Genomic DNA, 18,038 nt, shown 5'->3' on the forward strand with positions numbered 1-18,038 from the left:
AAAGACAGCCCGATACCTTGGGCTGTCCTGCGTGTTTTGTCGCGCTGTGTGCAACCTTGCACGGAACGCCATTTTATGGCGCAACAGGCCCGCTTTTTGCCCGCCTGCTGCCCGCTCAGGCAGCCGTCATGGCCCCGATGTCGATCACGAAGCGGTATTTGACATCGCTGTTGAGCATGCGCTCGTACGCTGCGTTGATGGTGCCGATCTCGATCAGTTCGATGTCCGAAGTGATGCCATGTTCGCCGCAGAAATCGAGCATTTCCTGGGTCTCGGCGATACCGCCGATCAGCGAGCCGGCGACTGCCTTGCGACCGCCGATCAGCGGCGCACTGTCCAACGGTGGCGCGATCGGGCCCAGATAACCGACCATCACCAGGGTGCCGTTGGTGGCCAGCGTCGGCACGTAGGGATTGACGTCGTGCACGTCGGGCACCGTATCGATGATCAGTTCAAAAGTATTGGCAACCAAGGCCATTTGCGCGGCATCGGTCGACAGCACCACGTGGTCGGCGCCCAGGCGGTGCGCGTCTGCCTGCTTGCCGTTCGAGCGGGTGAACAGGGTCACTTCCGCCCCCATCGCGTGCGCCAGCTTGAGCGCCATGTGACCGAGGCCCCCCAGTCCCACCACCGCCACCTTGCTGCCGGCCTTGACGTTCCAGTGGCGCAGCGGCGAAAAAGTGGTAATACCGGCGCACAGCAGGGGCGCCGCACCCGCCATGTCGAGCTGTTCGGGCACGCGCAGCACGAATTTTTCACGCACCACGATGCGGCTTGCATAGCCGCCGAAAGTGGGCGTGCCGTCCTGGCGGTCCACGCTGTTATAGGTGAAGGTCGCCTGCTTTTCGCAAAACTGTTCGAGATCGGCCGCGCAAGCCTTGCAATGCTGGCAGGAGTCAACCATGCAGCCGACGCCCACCTTGTCGCCTTCCTTGAAACGGCTGACGCTGGCGCCGACCCGCTTGACGCGGCCAATGATTTCGTGGCCTGGCACCATCGGATAGCTGGCGTTGCCCCAGTCGTTGCGGCTGCTGTGCAGGTCGGAGTGGCAGACGCCGCAAAACAGCACCTCGATGTCGACGTCATCGGCGCGCAGTGCGCGCCGCTTGAACGTAAAAGGCGCCAGCGGGGTGTCGGCGGAATGGGCGGCGTAGCCGGAAACGGTAAATGTCATGTGTGATCCTGTGGATGGATGAAAGGTGGCGGCGCAGCGGCTGAGAAGCGCCGTCGATGTGCTTGGGTGATTTGTATCAGTGTAGGGGCTGCACGCTTGAATCGGCGGTACGTCTGGCAATCACGCATTTTGTTGACGTTGAGCGGCCAGCCACGCACAGCGCGGCCGGCGCTGCGCCGATGATGGCGGCGCCGGCGCGTTGCCAGAGCTGCCGGCCAAGGCGCCAAGAGTCAGCCGGTGATCCGGTATTGCGTTAATCCGCTCGCTGAACTGCGGGGCACAGATCACGCGCTGCGCGCTGCGGGGGCCGCCTTGCCGCGCAGCCGCAGCGCATTGCTGATCACCGAGACCGAGCTCAGGCTCATCGCCAGCGCCGCAATCATCGGCGAGAGCAGCTGGCCGGTCCACGGATAGAGCACCCCCGCCGCCAGTGGAATGCCCAACATGTTGTACATAAAAGCAAAGCCGAGGTTCTGCCGCATATTGCGCACGGTCGCAATCGACAGCTGTCGCGCGCGTGCAATGGCGCGCAAGTCGCCGCTCACCAGGGTCAGGTGGGCGCTGTTGATCGCCACGTCGGTGCCGGTGCCCATGGCGATGCCGACATCGGCACGCGCCAGGGCGGGAGCGTCATTGATGCCGTCACCGGCCATCGCCACCACCTTGCCCTCCTGTTGCAGGCGCTCGACCAGGGCCAGCTTGTCCTGCGGCGTAACCTCGCCATAGAACTCGGCGATCCCCAGCTGCGCGGCGACTGCCCTGGCGGTGGTCACGCCGTCACCGGTGGCCATGATCACCGTAATGCCGGCCTCACGCAGGGACGCGATGGCTTCCATCGTGCTGTCCTTGAGCGGATCGGAAACCGCCAGCAGGCCGGCCAAGCGGCCGTCACAGGCAAGCAGCATGACGCTGGCGCCGCCGCCGCGCAGCGCCTCGGCCTGGCGACCCAAGCCGTGCCAGTCGATCTGCTCGCCATCCATCAGCGCCGTGTTGCCCAGGGCGATGCGCTTGCCGCCCAGTACAGCGCGCACGCCGATGCCGCTGGCCGATTCAAACCTGTCCGGCTGCTCCAGCGCCAGGCCCCGCTGGTGCGCCTCGGCGACAATCGCCCGCGCCAGCGGATGCTCGCTGCCCTGGTCGATACTGGCGGCCATCTGCAATACCGCCTGCTCGCTGAAACCAGGCGCGGCAATGACGCGCTCAAACGCCGGTTTGCCGGCCGTCAGGGTGCCGGTCTTGTCAACGATCAGGGTACTCACCTTGCACAGCGCCTCGATCGCCGCCGCATCGCGAAACAGCATGCCCTCGCTGGCGGCGCGGCCCGTGGCGGCCATGATCGACATGGGCGTGGCCAGTCCCAGTGCGCAGGGACAGGCAATGATCAGCACCGCCACCGCATTGGCAAAACCAAACACCCAGCCCGGCTGCGGACCGGCCAGGCCCCATACCAACAGCGTGAGCAGCGCGATGGCAAGGACGATCATGACGAAATAGCCGGCGACAACGTCAGCCAGCCGTTGCATGGGCGCGCGCGAACGCTGCGCCAGCGCGACCATCTGCACGATTTGCGCCAGCATCGTCCGGGCGCCGATTTTTTCGGCGTGCATCAGTAGCGCACCGCTGGTGTTAAGGGTGGCGCCGGTGACCTGGTCGCCCGGACGTTTATTGACTGGCATCGGCTCGCCCGTCAGCATCGATTCGTCGACGGCGCTGTCGCCCTCGACCACCTTGCCGTCGACCGGTACCTTTTCGCCGGGACGCACGCGCAGCGTATCGCCCACCTGCACCGCGGTGAGCAACACATCTTCTTCGCTGCCGTCAGCGCGCACGCGCCGCGCCATTTTCGGCGCCAGCCCCATCAGTGACTTGATGGCGGCCGAGGTGTGCGCGCGCGCGCGCAGTTCCAGCAATTGCCCCAACAAGGTCAGCGAGATGATGACGGCGGCCGCTTCGTAGTATACCCCCACGCGGCCACCATCCATGGCAAACGCCATGGGAAACCAGCCAGGGGCGAAAGTGGCGACCAGGCTGTAGCCGTAGGCTGCCGTCACGCCCGCGCCGATCAGGGTCCACATATTCGGGCTGCGGTGGCGGATCGAGGCGATGCAGCGAACAAAAAAAGGCCAGCCGGCCCACAGCACGACCGGCGTACTGAGGCCAAGTTCAATGAGGCTTTGATGCGCGATGCCAGCGGGGAACAGCATGGTGCCGAACATCGCCAGCACGAACACGCCCATCGACAGCGGCAAGGTGCACCAGAAGCGCCGTCTGAAATCGGCCAGTTCGGGATTGTCGGCCTCCAGCGGCGACGGCATCAGCGCTTCGAGGGCCATGCCGCACAGGGGGCAGCTGCCGGCTGCGCTTTGCCGAACCTGCGGGTGCATCGGGCAGGTGTACAGCACCGCCGCCGCCAGTGCCGGGCTGTCGCCATCGTTGGTCAGCGCCGTGGGCGCAGTGGCATTATTCATTGGGTCTCCTGGGTCATGGTCAACAGACCATACGCCTTCGCGGGAAAAACGCCCGCTCGCTTGTCAGGCACCTTTTTGCAAGCCAGTGCAGCAGGGGGACTGGTGCGAAGGCACGGTTTAGCCGGGAGACATGGGTGACACTTGCGCTGCCAGCCACAGCTAAGTGCGCAGGCACACAGAACATCTGCCGGCAGCAGCGCAAGCTGAATGATTGACCAGCGCGCAACCGGTCACCACCGGCCAGCTCGGCACGGCCTTCACATGCAAGGGACCCCCATTCATGCATTACAGCAGCGGCAATTACGAAGCATTCGTTCACCCGCGCACGCCACCAGGGGCCGAACATAAAACCGCCTGGTTTGTCGGCGCCGGCCTGGCCGGCCTGGCCGGCGCCGCCTTTCTCATTCGCGACGCGGGTGTCGCCGGTCAGCGCATCACCATCCTCGAACAGCAGCCGCTTGCCGGCGGCGCCCTCGATGGCGGCGATGTGCCCGAAAAAGGCTTTGTCATCCGCGGTGGCCGCGAGATGGAAGCGCACTTCGAATGCCTGTGGGACCTGTACCGCTCGATCCCCTCGCTGGAGATCGAAGGAGCCAGCGTGCTCGACGAATTTTATCGGCTCGACAAGGACGATCCCAACTATTCACTGCAGCGCGTCACCCAGGATCGCGGCGAGGATGTGCTCGACAAAGCGCTGCTGACCCTGAACGAAGCGGCGCAAAAAAATCTGCTGTCGGTCTTTCTGGCCAGCCATCAGGAAATGGAGAACCAGCGCATCAGCGATGTATTCGGCGCCGATTTTTTAAAGAGCAATTTCTGGCTGTACTGGCGCACCATGTTTGCCTTCGAAGAGTGGCATTCCGCCCTCGAAATGAAGCTGTATCTGCACCGTTTCATCCACCACATTGCCGGCCTCGCCGATTTCTCTTCGCTCAAGTTCAACCGTTATAACCAGTACGAATCGATGGTGCTGCCGCTGTTAAAGTGGTTGCAGGGGCACGGTGTGCAGTTCCGTTATGGCGTCGAAGTGACCGACGTGCAGTTCGACATCACGCCGGCGCGCAAGCAGGCCACCCGCATCGACTGGCGCAAAGACGGCGTCGCTGGCGGCGTCGACCTCGGCGCCGACGACCTGTTATTTATTACCATCGGCTCGCTGACGGAAAACTCCGACAATGGCGACCATCACACGGCAGCGAGACTCAACGACGGCCCGGCCCCGGCCTGGGACCTGTGGCGGCGCATCGCCGCGCGCGATGCCGCCTTCGGCCACCCCGACGTGTTCGGCGCGCATATCGGCCAGACCAAGTGGGAATCGGCCACCATCACCACACTCGACGGCCGCATTCCACCCTACATCGCCAGGATCGCCAAGCGCGACCCGTTCAGCGGCAAGGTGGTGACAGCCGGCATCGTCACGGTCAAGGATTCGGCCTGGCTGATGAGCTGGACCATCAGCCGCCAGCCCCACTTCAAGCAGCAGCCGAAACACCAGCTGGTCGGCTGGCTGTACGCGCTGTTCGTCGACGTGCCTGGTGACTACGTCAACAAGCCCATGCAGGATTGCACAGGCGAAGAAATCACCCAGGAGTGGTTGTACCACCTCGGGGTGCCACTGGAGGACATTGTCGCGCTGGCGGCCACCGGCGCGCGCACGGTGCCCGTCATGATGCCTTACGTCACCGCCTTTTTCATGCCGCGCCAGGCGGGCGACCGCCCCGATGTGGTGCCCGCAGGGGCTGCCAACTTCGCCTTCATCGGCCAGTTCGCCCAGACGCGCGAGCGCGACTGCATTTTTACCACCGAATACTCGGTCCGCACGGCGATGGAGGCGGTCTACATCCTGCTGGGCGTCGAGCGCGGCGTGCCGGAAGTGTTCAATTCCACCTTCGACCTGCGCACCCTGCTGGCGGCGGTCAAGCCGCTGCGCGACGGCCAGCCCCTGGCCATTCCGGGGCCGGCTTTCCTGCGCGACTACGTGATGGGGAAACTGGCGGGGACGGAACTCGGTGACTTGCTGGGCAAGTACAAGCTGATCGAGAAATAAGCCTGTTGTCCTATCCTTAATGACCGTGCTGCCCGCCGGGTTTGCGCACCGTCACTTCCACCTCTGGCGCATCGATGGCGGGCATGGCCTGGCCTCCACTGCCGGGCGCGCGCACCGCTGCCGGCACGGCGCCAGTCCATTCATAGGCCCGGGTGCCCGGTGGATGCTGGTACCAGCCAGGGTCGCGGTAGTCGCCACGCCGCTGCTCCGCCCGCACTTTGAGGACGGTAAACATGCCACCCATCTCGACGCCACCGAACGGACCCTGGCCTGTCATCATCGGCAGGGTATTGTCCGGCAAGGCCATGCGCATGGCGCCCATCGAACCGCCCTTCTCGCCCATCACCATGTAGCCGGGAATGAGCTGGTTGATTTTCTCGGCGATGCCGCGGTGGTCGACGCCGATCATGGTCGGCACCGCGTGCCCCATGGCATTCATGGTGTGATGGGATTTGTGGCAGTGCAGTGCCCAGTCGCCCGGCTCGGCAGCGACAAATTCGATGGCGCGCATCTGCCCCACCGCGATGTCGGTGGTCACTTCGGGCCAGCGCGCAGCCGCCGGGGTCCAGCCGCCGTCGGTGCCGGTAACCTGGAATTCGTGGCCATGCAGGTGGATCGGGTGGTTGGTCATCGTCAAGTTACCGACGCGAATGCGCACCTTGTCGCCCTGGCGGACGGGCAAGGCATCAATGCCGGGGAACACCCGGCTATTGAAGGTCCACAGGTTAAACTCCAGCATGGTGTTGATGTTCGGCGTGGCGGCGCCGGGCGTGACATCGTAGGCGCTGAGCAAAAACACGAAATCGCGGTCGACGGCATGCTGCGTGTGGTCTTTCGGGTGGGTCACCCAAAAGCCCATCATGCCCATCGCCATCTGCGCCATCTCGTCGGCATGCGGGTGGTACATGAAGGTGCCGGCGCGGCGCGCTTCGAACTCGTAGACAAAAGTTTTGCCAGGTGCAATTGCCGGCTGCGTCAGTCCGCTCACCCCATCCATGCCATTGGGCAGGCGCTGGCCGTGCCAGTGCACGCTGGTGTGTTCCGGCAGCCTGTTGGTCACAAAAATGCGCACGCGGTCGCCCTCGACCACCTCGATGGTGGGACCGGGCGACTGGCCATTGTAGCCCCACAAATTGGCCTTCATGCCAGCAGCCAGTTCGCGCACGACGGGTTCGGCGACCAGGTGAAATTCCTTGACGCCATGGTTCATACGCCACGGCAGCGACCAGCCATTGAGGGTGACGACGGGGTTGAAATGGCGCCCGTCAGACGGTGGCGGCGGCACATGGGTGCTGGCATTGTCCATCACCACCGCTTCCGGCAGCGACGCCGCGCCCACCCGGCTCACTGCCGCGCTGCTGACGGCCAGTGCACCGGCCCCTTTGAAAAAATCTCTGCGTGATGTCATGGCGTGGTCCTGGTGTCGCTGTGATTGGTGGAGTCACCGCTACCGTGCACGGCTGACTGCAGCCGGCTGTCGGCAAGCCAGAAATCGCGTTGCGTCTCGATCGCCATGTTGACGCTGGCCAGTTGCTCGCGGGCGTCGGCCAGCAGTTCGAACACGCTGGCCAGCATGCCGTTATAGCGCAGCAAGACTTGATCGGAGATTGCTTTGCGTAGCGGCAGCACCTGATCGCGATATTGGCGGGCGATGTCGTAGCTGCTACGGTAGGCGGAATAGGCCTCGCGCACCTCGGAGCGGGCGCGCAGCGCCGTGTCCGAGGTGCGGTGGACCGATGCCATGTAGCGCGCCTGGGCCCGTGCCACCGTGGCGCCGCCCCAGTCGAACAGTGGCAATTCGAGCGCAACCTCGTAGCCGCCCTGCCCTGGCTGGGCGCTGCTGCTCTTGCTGGCGTAGCCGGCATCGAGCACATTGATGAAGCCGGTCGCGCGGTTCAGGCCCAGCGCAGCTGCGGTCGCTGCCGTGTCGCGCCGCGCCGCCAGCAGGTCGAGGCGCTGCGCCATCGCGCGTGCTTCGGCGTCGCCCATTGCCTGCGGCTGGTCGGGCAGCGCCGGCAGGCGCTCTGGCAGGACGAACTGCTGCTCACCTGACAGGCCGAGCAGGCGGGTTAACTGCTCGCGCGCGGCCAGCGCCTCATGGGTCTTTTTCGCCTGCTGGGTCAGCGCATCGAGATAAAAGGCGCGTTCACGCTGCATGTCGAGCGCGCTCCAGTTACCGGCCCGGGCCATCCGCTCGGCCAGCTGTGACGACGCCTCGGCGGCGCTGCGCACCTGCGCGGCAAAACTGGCCGATTGCGCGGCGGCGACGGCAATAAAAAATGCCTGGCGTGTCTCAAAGGCCAGTTGCACCGCCTGCGCGGCGCTGTGCAACTTGGCCTGCTCGAAGCGGCCCTGCTCGATGCGGGTGCGGGCGGGCAGCGTCAGCACACCGATGATGTCGACCATGATGCTACGGTCGATCTCCGTCGTGCCACCGCCGCTGAGGCGGCCAAAACTGACGCCCGGATTGCGCAGGCGGCCCGCCTGCACCAGATCCGCCTCGGCGATGCCCAGCTGGTCGAACGCTGCCTGCAAGGCCGGGTTGTTCAGTAGCGCCAGATCGACCGCCGTATCGGCCGTCAGTGGGCTCGCCAGCAGCGACTGCAGCGTGGCGTCGCGGGCGGGGGCGTGACCGATGCGCGCTGCGGTCAGGCTGGCGACGTCATTGCGGCCGCCATCGGCCGAAAAACTGGCGCAGCCGGCGAGCAGGGGCAAGCCGACCGCTGTGACTAGCAGCAAGGGCAAGGATGTCATGGTGTTCCTTAAAAAAATGGCAGGCGCTCGCAACCGGGGGACTGGCCGGGTCACGCGTTGTGCGAATGACCCGGTCCGATTTGTGGGCTGCACGGCGCTACGGCTCCACACGCCCTAACAATGGGGCGTAACAGCGCTTCAACCTTCCGTGCAGCTTTGATTTCAGGAAAGGACGCGCGGCGGCCGCTCCAGCGTGGCAGCAATCGGCGCCGTCATCGCCGGTTCGATGGACGCGCCGGCAAAGCGCGCCGGCATGGCGGGCATGGCCAGCACCGGCACGGTGGGCGGCGCGGCGGCGCCCACGCAGCAGCCGGCGCTGTGGCTGCATTTGCCATGCGGCGCACTGGCGTGATCGTGAACCGACGGCGCGCAGTGCGCTGCAGCCTCAGCCACATGATGGCCGCCGGTCAGCACCACTGGCGTCGCTGCCGCGCCAGCGAATGACGACGTGGCGCCCCCTTGCAAAGGCAGGGACACCATCAATATCCACAACAGCAGGCGGGCGAATAAGCGCATCGGCCAATTGTACAACAGCGCCCCGGCAGCAAGACGGTGCGCCACGCTACCGTGCCGCACCAAGCCGCGCCGTCACAACAATAAAAAGTCACAAAATTCCAATCAGATGTTGTCAATCAGATATACTCGGGCGCCCGAATGTTTCGCTGGACCATCATGGAATTTTGCAACGACAACGCCGTCCGCTGTCACCAACTGCTTGCCTCCTACGGTGCCGGTGCCACCCGGGTCGCAGCGCTGCGCGGTGCTGATCTCGATGTGCGGATGGGTGAGCTGCTCATGCTGGTCGGGCCGTCCGGATGTGGCAAAACCACGCTGCTGTCGATCATCGCTGGCATCCTCGACCAGGATGGCGGCCAGTGCACGGTCCTCGGCCGCGACTGGCTGTCGATGGGTGCCGACCAGCGCATCGCCTTTCGCGGCAGCGCGATCGGCTTCGTGTTTCAAGCGTTCAATTTGCTGCCGGCCCTGACGGTCGCGGAGAATGTGGCAGTGCCATTGATCATCAACGGCGTGCAGCGCAAGCTGGCGCTGGCGCGCGCCCGCGCAATGCTGGCCAGCGTCAACCTGACTGAACGTGCCGACCAGCTGGTAACCAAGCTCAGCGGGGGACAACAGCAGCGGGTGGCGATTGCCCGCGCGCTCGTGCATGCGCCTGCACTGCTGATCTGCGACGAACCGACCAGCAGTCTCGATCATGCCAGCGGACAGCAGATCATGACGATCCTGCGCTCGATCGCCCGCGCGCCACAGCGGGCGGTACTGGTGGTGACCCATGACGCCCGCATTTTTCACTACGCCGACAGGATCGCACGGATGGAAGATGGAACAATAGTTGACATGAGCAATACCTTGGAAACGGCGGTGACGCCGTGATGCGAAGGTACGCGCTGGCGCTGCTGGCGCTGCTCGGGGTGATTGCACTGTCGGTGGTGATCGTGCTCGACCACCGCCCCGCCCCTGCTGTTACACCAGCACCCTCGCCGCAGGCACCATTTGCTGCATCCATCGCTGGCACCGGCATCGTCGAGCCGCTTAACGGCAGCGTCGCCGTCGGCACGCCAGTGGCGGGTATCGTCACGCTGATCGAGGTACGCCCGGGCGACCAGGTCAAGCAGGGCACTATCCTGTTTCGCATCGATGACAGCGAACTGCAGGGGCAACGCCTGGTAGCACAGGCGGCCAGCAGCGAGGCGCAGGTGCGGCTGGCCCAAGCGACCGCCCTGTATCAAATCGCCCTCAAGGTGCCCGACCGGCGCGCGGTAAGCGAAGAGGAAATGGTCCAGCGTCGCTCGGCGGTCGAGGTGGCAAACGCCGCCCTCGTCTCGGCGCGCGCGCGCGCGCAGCAGATCGACCTGGAAGTGGGTCGCCGCAGCGTGCGTGCGCGCGGCCCGGCCCAGGTCCTGCAGGTCAATCTGCGACCAGGTGAATTCGCCCAGCCGGGCGCCGCCAGGCCACTGATCGTGCTCGCCGGCGGCGAATCTCTGGTGCTGCGGGTGGACGTCGACGAGTTTGAAGCGGCTCGCATCAAGCCCGGCGCGCGCGCCGTCGGCTTCCTGCGGGGAGGACCGACGCTGGCACTGCCATTGACTTTTGAGCGCATCGAGCCCGTCGTCGTCGCCAAGACGTCGCTGACGGGGTCGGGCAGCGAGCGCGTCGACAGCCGGGTGCTTCAGGTGATCTACCGCTTTGCACCGTCGCCGTTGGCATCGAGCGCGCTGGTCGGTCAACAGCTTGACGTCTTCATTGCCGTCGACGGCGCGGAGCCGGCACCGTGAGAGCGCTGCCGGCGATCGCCTGCGCGCTGCTGACAGGGTGCGCGGGCACCGCGCCAGCGCCGCCGCAGTTCGCTGCTGCGCCGATACCGCCGGCCTGGAGCGAAGCGGCGCCGGCACCACTGCTGAACGGCACCACGAGCGTCTGGCCAACCCTGTTCGACGATCCCATCCTGAGCTCGCTAATGGAGCGCGCGGCGCTGGCCAACCTCGACCTTTGGCTGGCAGACGCCCGCCTGCGCGAAGTGCGCTCGCAAGCCGACGTGGTGGGCGCCGCCGGCCAGAGTGCGCTCAACGTGAACGCTTCCTATGCGCGCGAACGCGACAGCCAGAATGTGCCACAACCCCTGCAGGTCGGTCGCAGCGGCACGGTCGAGCCGCCGTCGGGGCGCGCGGAGAGCGTCTACCGGGTCGGCATTGATGCCGCCTGGGACATCGATCTGTTTGGCGCGCGCAGCCACGCCGCCGATGCCGTGCACGCCGAGGCGCAGGCATCGGGGCATGCTCGGGACGCGGTGCTGCGCACCGTGTGCGCGGCGGTGGCGTACCAGTATGTAGTGCTGCGCGCAGCGCAACAACAGGGCCTGCTGGCACGCGCTGACCTGGCGGCGCAAACCGACCTGCTGGCACTGCTGCGGGCGCGCCTTACCGGCGGCATGGGAGCGGCCAGCGACGCGGCACAGGAGGTGGCACGTGCGGCCGACCAGGTGGCGCGGCTGGCAGCCCAGGATGCCGACCATGCGCTGGAGGCGAAACGCGCAATGCATCGCCTCGGCGTGCTGCTGGGGCAACCAACGCGGGCCTTGCTGGGCGAACTCGGTGCAGTGCGCCCGATCCCGCGCGCGCGCGCGGCGCTGCCGCTGGTAATGCCGTCGGAACTGCTGCGGCGCCGCCCTGACATCGCGCGCGTGGAACAACAGCTGGCGGCAGCGAGCGCGCGCCGTGAAGCGGCCATCGCCGAGCTGTTTCCCCGCCTTTCGCTGAACGGCGCAGCCGGCCTGGCCAGTGTGTCAGCGGGCGAACTGTTAAGCAGCGCCAGCCTGCTGACGCGGATCGGTCCGACGCTGAGCTGGCCTATTCTGCGCCGCCAGCAGATTACCGCCACCATCGCGGTGCGCCAGGCTCAGCAGGAAATCCTGTTCGTACAGTATCGCCAGGCGGTGGCGGCAGCTTTCGAGGACGTCGAAAATGCGCTGGCGGCGCTCGCTGCCGCCAGCGCCAAAAATGTCGCCATGACCAGTGCCGTGCGCGAGAGAGCGCTGGCGCTTGAGCTGGCGAGCGCGCGCTATCGGGGCGGCATGAGCGACTTGCGCAGCGTACGCGATGGCGAGCACGCACTGGCACAGGCGCGCAGCGAGCACGCCAGTAGCGAGGCAGCGCTTGCCAGCGCTGCCATCGCCCTGTTCAATGCCGCCGGCGGCAACTGGACGCCGGCGGCGCCGTCGACACCAACTGAGGGCTGACGACGATGTGGTTCATTGCGATCAACATGCTGCTGGGAGACCGCGCCAAGTACCTGGGACTCATCTTTGGCATCGCCTTCACCGCCTTCCTGGTGACATTCGCGGCATCGTATTTTTGCGGCTTCATGACGCGCGGCTTCGCGCTCATTGCAGAAAACAGCTTTGCCGACGTCTGGGTCATGGATCCGGCCGTCAGTTCGGTCGAGCAAAACACCGGCTTGCCGCCGTGGGCGCTGGAGCGCGTGCGCAACGTCGAAGGCGTGCGCAGTGCGCTGCCGCTGGCCGTGGCCAGCGCCGAAGCGCGCTTTCCGGGCGGGCGCTTTCAGTCGTTCCAGGTGATTGGCGTGGACGACGCCACGCTCGCTGGCTTGCCGCCGCTGTTACCGTCAGCAGCGGGCCCCGCCGCCGTCAGCGTTCTGCGCGCACCGACAGCGGTGGCGGTATCGTCCGGTGGCAGCAGCGGCAAGCTTGATACACCGCAGCGCAGCCATCGCGGGTGGCCCACATGGCGCAGCGACGCCGCCACCCCGTCGCGCGAACTGGCCGCCGGTGATGAGCTGATACTCAACGATCGCACGGTACACATTGCGGCGACCGCCAATGCACTGCCGCGCTTTCCACCGCGCCCGCTGCTGTATATGCCTTTGAGCCGCGCCCGCGCGCTGCTCCCGGAGCGCCGCCCGGTCACCTTCGTGCTGGTGCGCGCAGCAGCGGGACTGGACACGGCCAGCCTGGCTGCGCGGATCGAGGCGCGCACTGGCCTGCGCGCCCGAACGGCAGCACAGTTTCGGGAAGATACCGTGCGCTGGTTCCTGATCAATTCGGAAGACGTCGGCGATATCGCCTCGATGCTGGTGTTGGCGATGTCGGTCGGCTTTGGCGTGACCGGCATCATGCTGTATATGTTCACGATCGAAAACTTGCCGCAGTACGCGGTGCTTTGCGCCATGGGCACGCAACGACGCACCCTGCTGGCAATGATCTGCATGCAGGCGGCAGTATCTGCACTGATCGGCACCGGCCTGGGTTTTGGCCTGTGCGCCATTGCGGGACAGTTCGCCGACGTTGCCGGCTACCCGTTTCGCGTGATGTGGTTCACCCCCCTGCTTGGCGCAGCGATGGTATTGATCATCAGCGTGGTCGGTGCTGCGCTGAGCGCGCGGCCCGTGCTGCGACTGCAGCCGGTGCTGGTGTTTAGCAACCGCTAAGGTCAGCCGGAATGGACTTCGCTGCCGGCACCGGTACCGGCAGCCCCTGCGTGCGCGGGCATGCGGGCCAGCTCCCCTGAAACGCTGCCCCTTAATCGACCAGCCCGAACCAGCCGCCGAACGCCGGCAAATCGACCACCGTGTCGTTCAGCGCGCCCACCAGGCCATGGCCATCGACGGCACGCGCGCCTTTTGCTGCCGCCCAGGCAAACGTCACCGGCGCCGTTCCCAAATTAAAAATCGCCAGCATCGACGGCATGCCGGCCAGATCGCGGCGCAGCGCCAGGATCGGCTCGGGGGCGTCGAAAAACACGATGTCGCCGCGGGTGAGCTGCGGCTGCGCCTTTCTCCACTTGATCAGGCGGCGGGCGGCGTTCAGCGGCGAGGCCGGCTCGCCATCCTGGACGGCGGCGGCAGCGGCGATGTGCGCCGGATCGAGCGGCAGCCACGGCGTGCCGCTGGTAAAACCGCCATTCGGTGAGGCGTTCGTCCACGGCATCGGCGTGCGGCAGCCATCGCGGCCTTTAAACTCCGGCCAGAAGGTGATGCCGTAGGGGTCTTGCAGCAGTTCGAACGGCACCTCCGCTTCCGTCAGCGCCAGCTCGTCGCCCTGGTACAGGCAGGGCGTGCCTTTCAAGGCCAGCTGCATCGCCAGCACCACCCGCGCCAGTGCGGACGATGGCTGGGTGCCGCCCCAGCGCGTCATCACGCGGATGCTGTCGTGGTTGCCCACCGACCAGGAAGCCCAGCCACCCTTGACGCGCGCTTCAAACTGTTCGACCTGGGTGCGGATGTGGCGTGCCGAGAACTCGGGCGTGAGCAAATTAAAACTGTAGGCCAGGTGCAGCTTGTCGCCATCGGCCGTGTAGGCGGCCATCACGCCGAGCGCATCGTCGGCGCCGACTTCGCCGATGGCGATCGCCTCGTACTCGTTGAGCAGGGCGCGCACGCGCAGCAAATACGGAATGTTTTCGGGGCGGGTCTTGTCGTAGACGTGGGCCTGCATGCCGTACGGGTTGACGTCGGTGACGGTGGCGGTGTCGCGCGTCAGTGCCGGCGGATTGCTGCGCAATGCGAGGTCGTGAAAATGAAAATTGCAGGCATCCATGCGCACGCCATCGACACCGCGCTCGAGCCAGAAACGCAGATTGTCCAGGTGGACCTGCTGCACCTCGGGATGATGAAAATTCATGTCCGGCTGCGACACCAGAAAATTATGCAGGTAATACTGGCGCCGGCGGCTGTCCCACTGCCACGACGAGCCACCGAACACGGACAGCCAGTTATTGGGCGGATTGCCATCGTCGCGCGGATCGGCCCAGACGTACCAGTCCGCTTTCGCATTATCGCGGCTGGCGCGACTTTCGGCGAACCACGGGTGCATCTCGGCCGTGTGCGACCACACCTGGTCGATCATGATTTTCAGACCCAGGCGGTGCGCTCTGGCGATCAGGCGGTCGAAGTCAGCCAGCGTGCCAAACAGGGGATCGACGTCGCAATAGTCGGCAACGTCGTAGCCGAAGTCCTTCATCGGCGAGGTAAAAAACGGCGAAATCCAGACGATATCGACACCCAGGCCAGCGATGTAGTCGAGCTTTTCAGTGATGCCGGCAAGGTCGCCGACACCGTCGCCGTTGGTGTCGAGGAAGCTGCGGGGATAGACCTGGTAGATGGCGGCTTCACGCCACCACGGCGCGTCGTTGACGATCATGAGAATTTTCCGCGAAATGATAAATTTGTAGATAATATACAGCACAGAGCGTTGACCGACAATCTTCGCCACCTTGCGCAATGCCATGCTTATCAATGGCTTAGCGTAGCAATACAGGTACCGGCGTAGTTAAACTACATGAAAAAAAGAGAAAAAAGGGTTACATGAGGATACGTTTAGGGGCCATCCACCGGGTCCTTGCAGTGGCCTGCGCACTGCTGGCGTCGCTCGGCCACAGCAGCGCCGCGGTTGCCGCGGCTGCCGCGCCTGCAAGCGTCGCCGCCTGCGACGGCCCGTTCCAGGCCATGCTGCAGAAGGCGCCCCAGCGTTTCGATGCGCGCGCGCTGTGGTTAGATGCGCACCGCATCAGCTGGCCCGGCGCGCAGCTAACGGTCGACGGCCGCTTCAAGTTGTACCATGCAGCCGGCGCCACCATCAGCGCCGCTGTCGGCGCCACCGTCAGCGGCGACGATGGCACCGTGCCGTTCACAGTCGCCGCGGCGCACATCGATCTTCCCCAGTTTCGCTACACCGGTGGCGGCGCCCAATTCGTCGTCGACGCCGGTGACGAACAACTGCGCGCACTGCAGCGCGGCCAGCTGCTACTGGTGCAGGAAAATAGCGCCGGCGTGGTGCTGGCCGCCACCCGCCTGCAAGCGGCCGGCGCCCTCGACCGCCTGTATGCGGGCGCCGTCGACGTCCCTGACCTCGGCGTGACGGTCACTGCCAGCGGCGCGCGCTTTGCCTTGTGGGCGCCGACCGCACAGCAGGTGGCGGTGTGCATCTACGACAGTGGCAACAGCGGCGCGCGCATGCTCTCTCGCATGCAGCGCGACGACGCCACCGGCGTCTGGCGCGCCAGCGTGGCGGGCGATGTGGACGGTGGCTATTACACGTTTCTGGTCGATGTCATCGTCGATCCGGTGGCGGGCGACAGCGGCCTGGTACGCAACCTGGTCACCGATCCGTATTCGGTCAGTCTGACCACCGATTCGGCGCGCAGCTACATCGCCAACCTGGCTTCGCCCCGACTGGCGCCACCTGGCTGGGACACGGCAGCGGCGCCGCCAACGGTACGCCGCCTGACCGACATGGCAGTCTACGAACTGCATGTGCGCGATTTTTCCATCAACGATGCAAGTGTGCCAGCTGCCCACCGCGGCAAATACAGCGCCTTTGGCGACACCGGCTCGAACGGCATGCGCCACCTGGCAGCGCTGGCAAAGGCCGGCCTGACGGACATTCACCTGCTGCCCATCTATGACTTTGCCAGCGTGCCGGAACAGGCCTGTACTTCACCGACGCTCACGCGAAGCGGCAGCGCCAGTCAAGCGCAGCAAACGCTGGTGATGGCCAGCGCCGATACGGACTGCTTTAACTGGGGCTACGACCCGCTTCACTACAGCGCGCCGGAAGGCAGTTACGCCAGCGATGCCGGCAATGGCCGGCAGCGCGTGATCGAACTGCGCGCGATGGTCGCCAGCCTGCACAGACTGGGCCTGCGGGTCGGCATGGACGTGGTCTACAACCACACCTACCGCTCGGGTCAGCACCCGCGTTCGGTGCTCGATCGCATCGTCCCCGGCTACTACCACCGGCTCGATGGCGCTGGCGCGGTGGCGCAGTCGACCTGCTGCGACAACACGGCGACTGAACACGCCATGATGGGAAAACTGATGATCGACTCGGTAGTCATGTGGGCAAGCGCCTACCGCATCGACTCGTTCCGCTTCGACCTGATGGGCCACCAGCCGCGCGCCGTCATGGAGCAGCTGCAAGAGCGCGTCAACGCCGCCGTCGGCCATCCGGTAGAGCTGCTCGGCGAAGGCTGGAATTTCGGCGAAGTGGAAAACGGCGCGCGCTTCGTCCAGGCGTCGCAACTGTCGCTCGGTGGCAGCGGCATCGGTAGCTTCAGCGACCGCGCGCGCGATGCCATGCGCGGCGGCAGTGCCGCAGACAGTGGTGCACTGTTAATCAGCGAGCAGGGATTCATCAATGGCCTGGTGACGGCGCCGAATGCGCTGGCCGGCGCGCGGCCGCTGGCCAGCCTGCAGCGCGCCGCCGATCTGGTCAAGGTGGGGCTGGCCGGCAGTTTGCGCGACTACCGGCTGCGCACGGCGGACGGCACCGTCAAGCGGCTGGCCGACATCGATTACCACGGCCAGAGCGCCGGCTACGCCGTCGATCCGGGCGAAGCGGTCAATTACGTGGAAAACCACGACAACCAGACCCTGTACGACATCAACGCCTTCAAACTGCCACGCGCCACCAGCAGCGCCGAACGCGCCCGCGTGCAGATGCTGGGGGCGGCGATCGTCGCCTTCAGCCAGGGCGTGGCCTACTACCACGCCGGCATCGACACCCTGCGCTCGAAGTCACTCGATCGCAACAGCTTCAATTCGGGCGACTGGTTCAACCGCATCGACTGGACTTATCAGACCAATTATTTCGGCAGCGGCGCGCCGCCGTTGGCCGACAACGGCAAGGACTATGCGCTGATCAAGCCGCTGCTGATGGACGCGCGCCTGCGACCGACGGCGCGCGACATCGGCTTTGCGCGCGACGTCTTCCGCGAGCTGCTGGCGGTGCGCGCCAGTTCGACCCTGTTCAGGTTACGCAGCGCCGCAGACGTCCTTGAGCGCCTGCACTTTTTGGACAGTCCGGCGCCGCTGATTGCTGCGCGCATCGATGGCGAGGGCTATGCGGGGGCCGGTTTCAAGACGGTGGCGTATTTTGTGAATGTCGACCGGGTGGCCCGCACGGTGGTGGCCAGCAGCGAACAGGGGCGGCGTTACCGCCTCCATCCGGCGCACCGCGCTGATCGGCGCGTGAGGCAGGCACGCTTTGATCGGGCCAGCGGGCGCTTTGTGATTCCAGCGCGGACGGCGGTGGTATTTGTGGAGTGACGCACCGTTTGCAGCA

General features: G+C 65.6%; 12 protein-coding genes. 6 read left to right on the forward strand and 6 right to left on the reverse strand.

The window, feature by feature from the left end; genetic code table 11:
* Positions 1–115 precede the first annotated feature (115 nt).
* Positions 116–1,174: an NAD(P)-dependent alcohol dehydrogenase gene (locus tag ACP7BZ_RS11115; protein WP_426113017.1), complete on the reverse strand. Its 1,059-nt coding sequence runs from the start codon at positions 1,172–1,174 to the stop codon at positions 116–118.
* A gap of 284 nt (positions 1,175–1,458) precedes the next feature.
* Complete coding sequence (locus tag ACP7BZ_RS11120; RefSeq protein WP_426113019.1) at positions 1,459–3,642, reverse strand: copper-transporting P-type ATPase; 2,184 nt, start codon at positions 3,640–3,642, stop codon at positions 1,459–1,461.
* Between the two features lie 280 nt (positions 3,643–3,922).
* Here ACP7BZ_RS11120 and ACP7BZ_RS11125 point away from each other — a divergent pair, with 280 nt between their 5' ends.
* Positions 3,923–5,689, forward strand: a complete 1,767-nt coding sequence (locus ACP7BZ_RS11125; RefSeq protein ID WP_426113021.1) for an oleate hydratase — start codon at positions 3,923–3,925, stop codon at positions 5,687–5,689.
* 16 nt (positions 5,690–5,705) lie between these two features.
* Here ACP7BZ_RS11125 and ACP7BZ_RS11130 read toward each other — a convergent pair whose 3' ends face one another.
* From ACP7BZ_RS11130 to ACP7BZ_RS11140, 3 genes are all read right to left on the reverse strand, one after another.
* Complete coding sequence (locus ACP7BZ_RS11130) at positions 5,706–7,097, reverse strand: multicopper oxidase family protein (RefSeq protein WP_426113023.1); 1,392 nt, start codon at positions 7,095–7,097, stop codon at positions 5,706–5,708.
* A complete protein-coding gene (locus ACP7BZ_RS11135; RefSeq protein ID WP_426113025.1) occupies positions 7,094–8,443 on the reverse strand; it encodes a TolC family protein in 1,350 nt (449 codons plus the stop codon). The genes ACP7BZ_RS11130 and ACP7BZ_RS11135 overlap by 4 nt, the downstream gene beginning before the upstream one ends.
* A gap of 162 nt (positions 8,444–8,605) precedes the next feature.
* Positions 8,606–8,959 (reverse strand): hypothetical protein, encoded by a 354-nt coding sequence (locus tag ACP7BZ_RS11140; RefSeq protein ID WP_426113027.1) that lies wholly within the window; start codon positions 8,957–8,959, stop codon positions 8,606–8,608.
* Positions 8,960–9,115: 156 nt separating this feature from the next.
* On the opposite strand from ACP7BZ_RS11140, the gene ACP7BZ_RS11145 reads away from it, so the two are divergent.
* Genes ACP7BZ_RS11145 through ACP7BZ_RS11160 form a run of 4 tightly spaced genes read left to right on the forward strand, consistent with a single transcriptional unit; the run spans position 9,116 to position 13,405 of the window.
* Positions 9,116–9,835: an ABC transporter ATP-binding protein gene (locus tag ACP7BZ_RS11145; protein WP_426113029.1), complete on the forward strand. Its 720-nt coding sequence runs from the start codon at positions 9,116–9,118 to the stop codon at positions 9,833–9,835.
* A complete protein-coding gene (locus tag ACP7BZ_RS11150) occupies positions 9,835–10,737 on the forward strand; it encodes an efflux RND transporter periplasmic adaptor subunit (protein ID WP_426113112.1) in 903 nt (300 codons plus the stop codon). Before ACP7BZ_RS11145 ends, ACP7BZ_RS11150 begins: the two co-directional genes overlap by 1 nt.
* Positions 10,734–12,197 (forward strand): efflux transporter outer membrane subunit, encoded by a 1,464-nt coding sequence (locus tag ACP7BZ_RS11155; RefSeq protein ID WP_426113031.1) that lies wholly within the window; start codon positions 10,734–10,736, stop codon positions 12,195–12,197. The genes ACP7BZ_RS11150 and ACP7BZ_RS11155 overlap by 4 nt, the downstream gene beginning before the upstream one ends.
* Positions 12,198–12,202: 5 nt before the next feature.
* Positions 12,203–13,405, forward strand: coding sequence for an ABC transporter permease (locus ACP7BZ_RS11160; RefSeq protein WP_426113033.1), 1,203 nt, complete (start codon positions 12,203–12,205; stop codon positions 13,403–13,405).
* A gap of 91 nt (positions 13,406–13,496) precedes the next feature.
* Here ACP7BZ_RS11160 and ACP7BZ_RS11165 read toward each other — a convergent pair whose 3' ends face one another.
* A complete protein-coding gene (locus tag ACP7BZ_RS11165) occupies positions 13,497–15,116 on the reverse strand; it encodes an alpha-amylase family glycosyl hydrolase (protein WP_426113035.1) in 1,620 nt (539 codons plus the stop codon).
* A 164-nt stretch (positions 15,117–15,280) separates the two neighbouring features.
* Between ACP7BZ_RS11165 and ACP7BZ_RS11170 the strand changes: the two genes are divergently transcribed.
* Entirely contained in the window at positions 15,281–18,022 is a 2,742-nt protein-coding gene (locus ACP7BZ_RS11170; protein WP_426113037.1) for an alpha-1,6-glucosidase domain-containing protein, read from the forward strand.
* The last annotated feature ends 16 nt before the right edge of the window (positions 18,023–18,038 follow it).

This window comes from Massilia sp. PWRC2 (assembly GCF_049896725.1).
In the GTDB taxonomy this organism is placed as follows: domain Bacteria; phylum Pseudomonadota; class Gammaproteobacteria; order Burkholderiales; family Burkholderiaceae_D; genus JAFCUW01.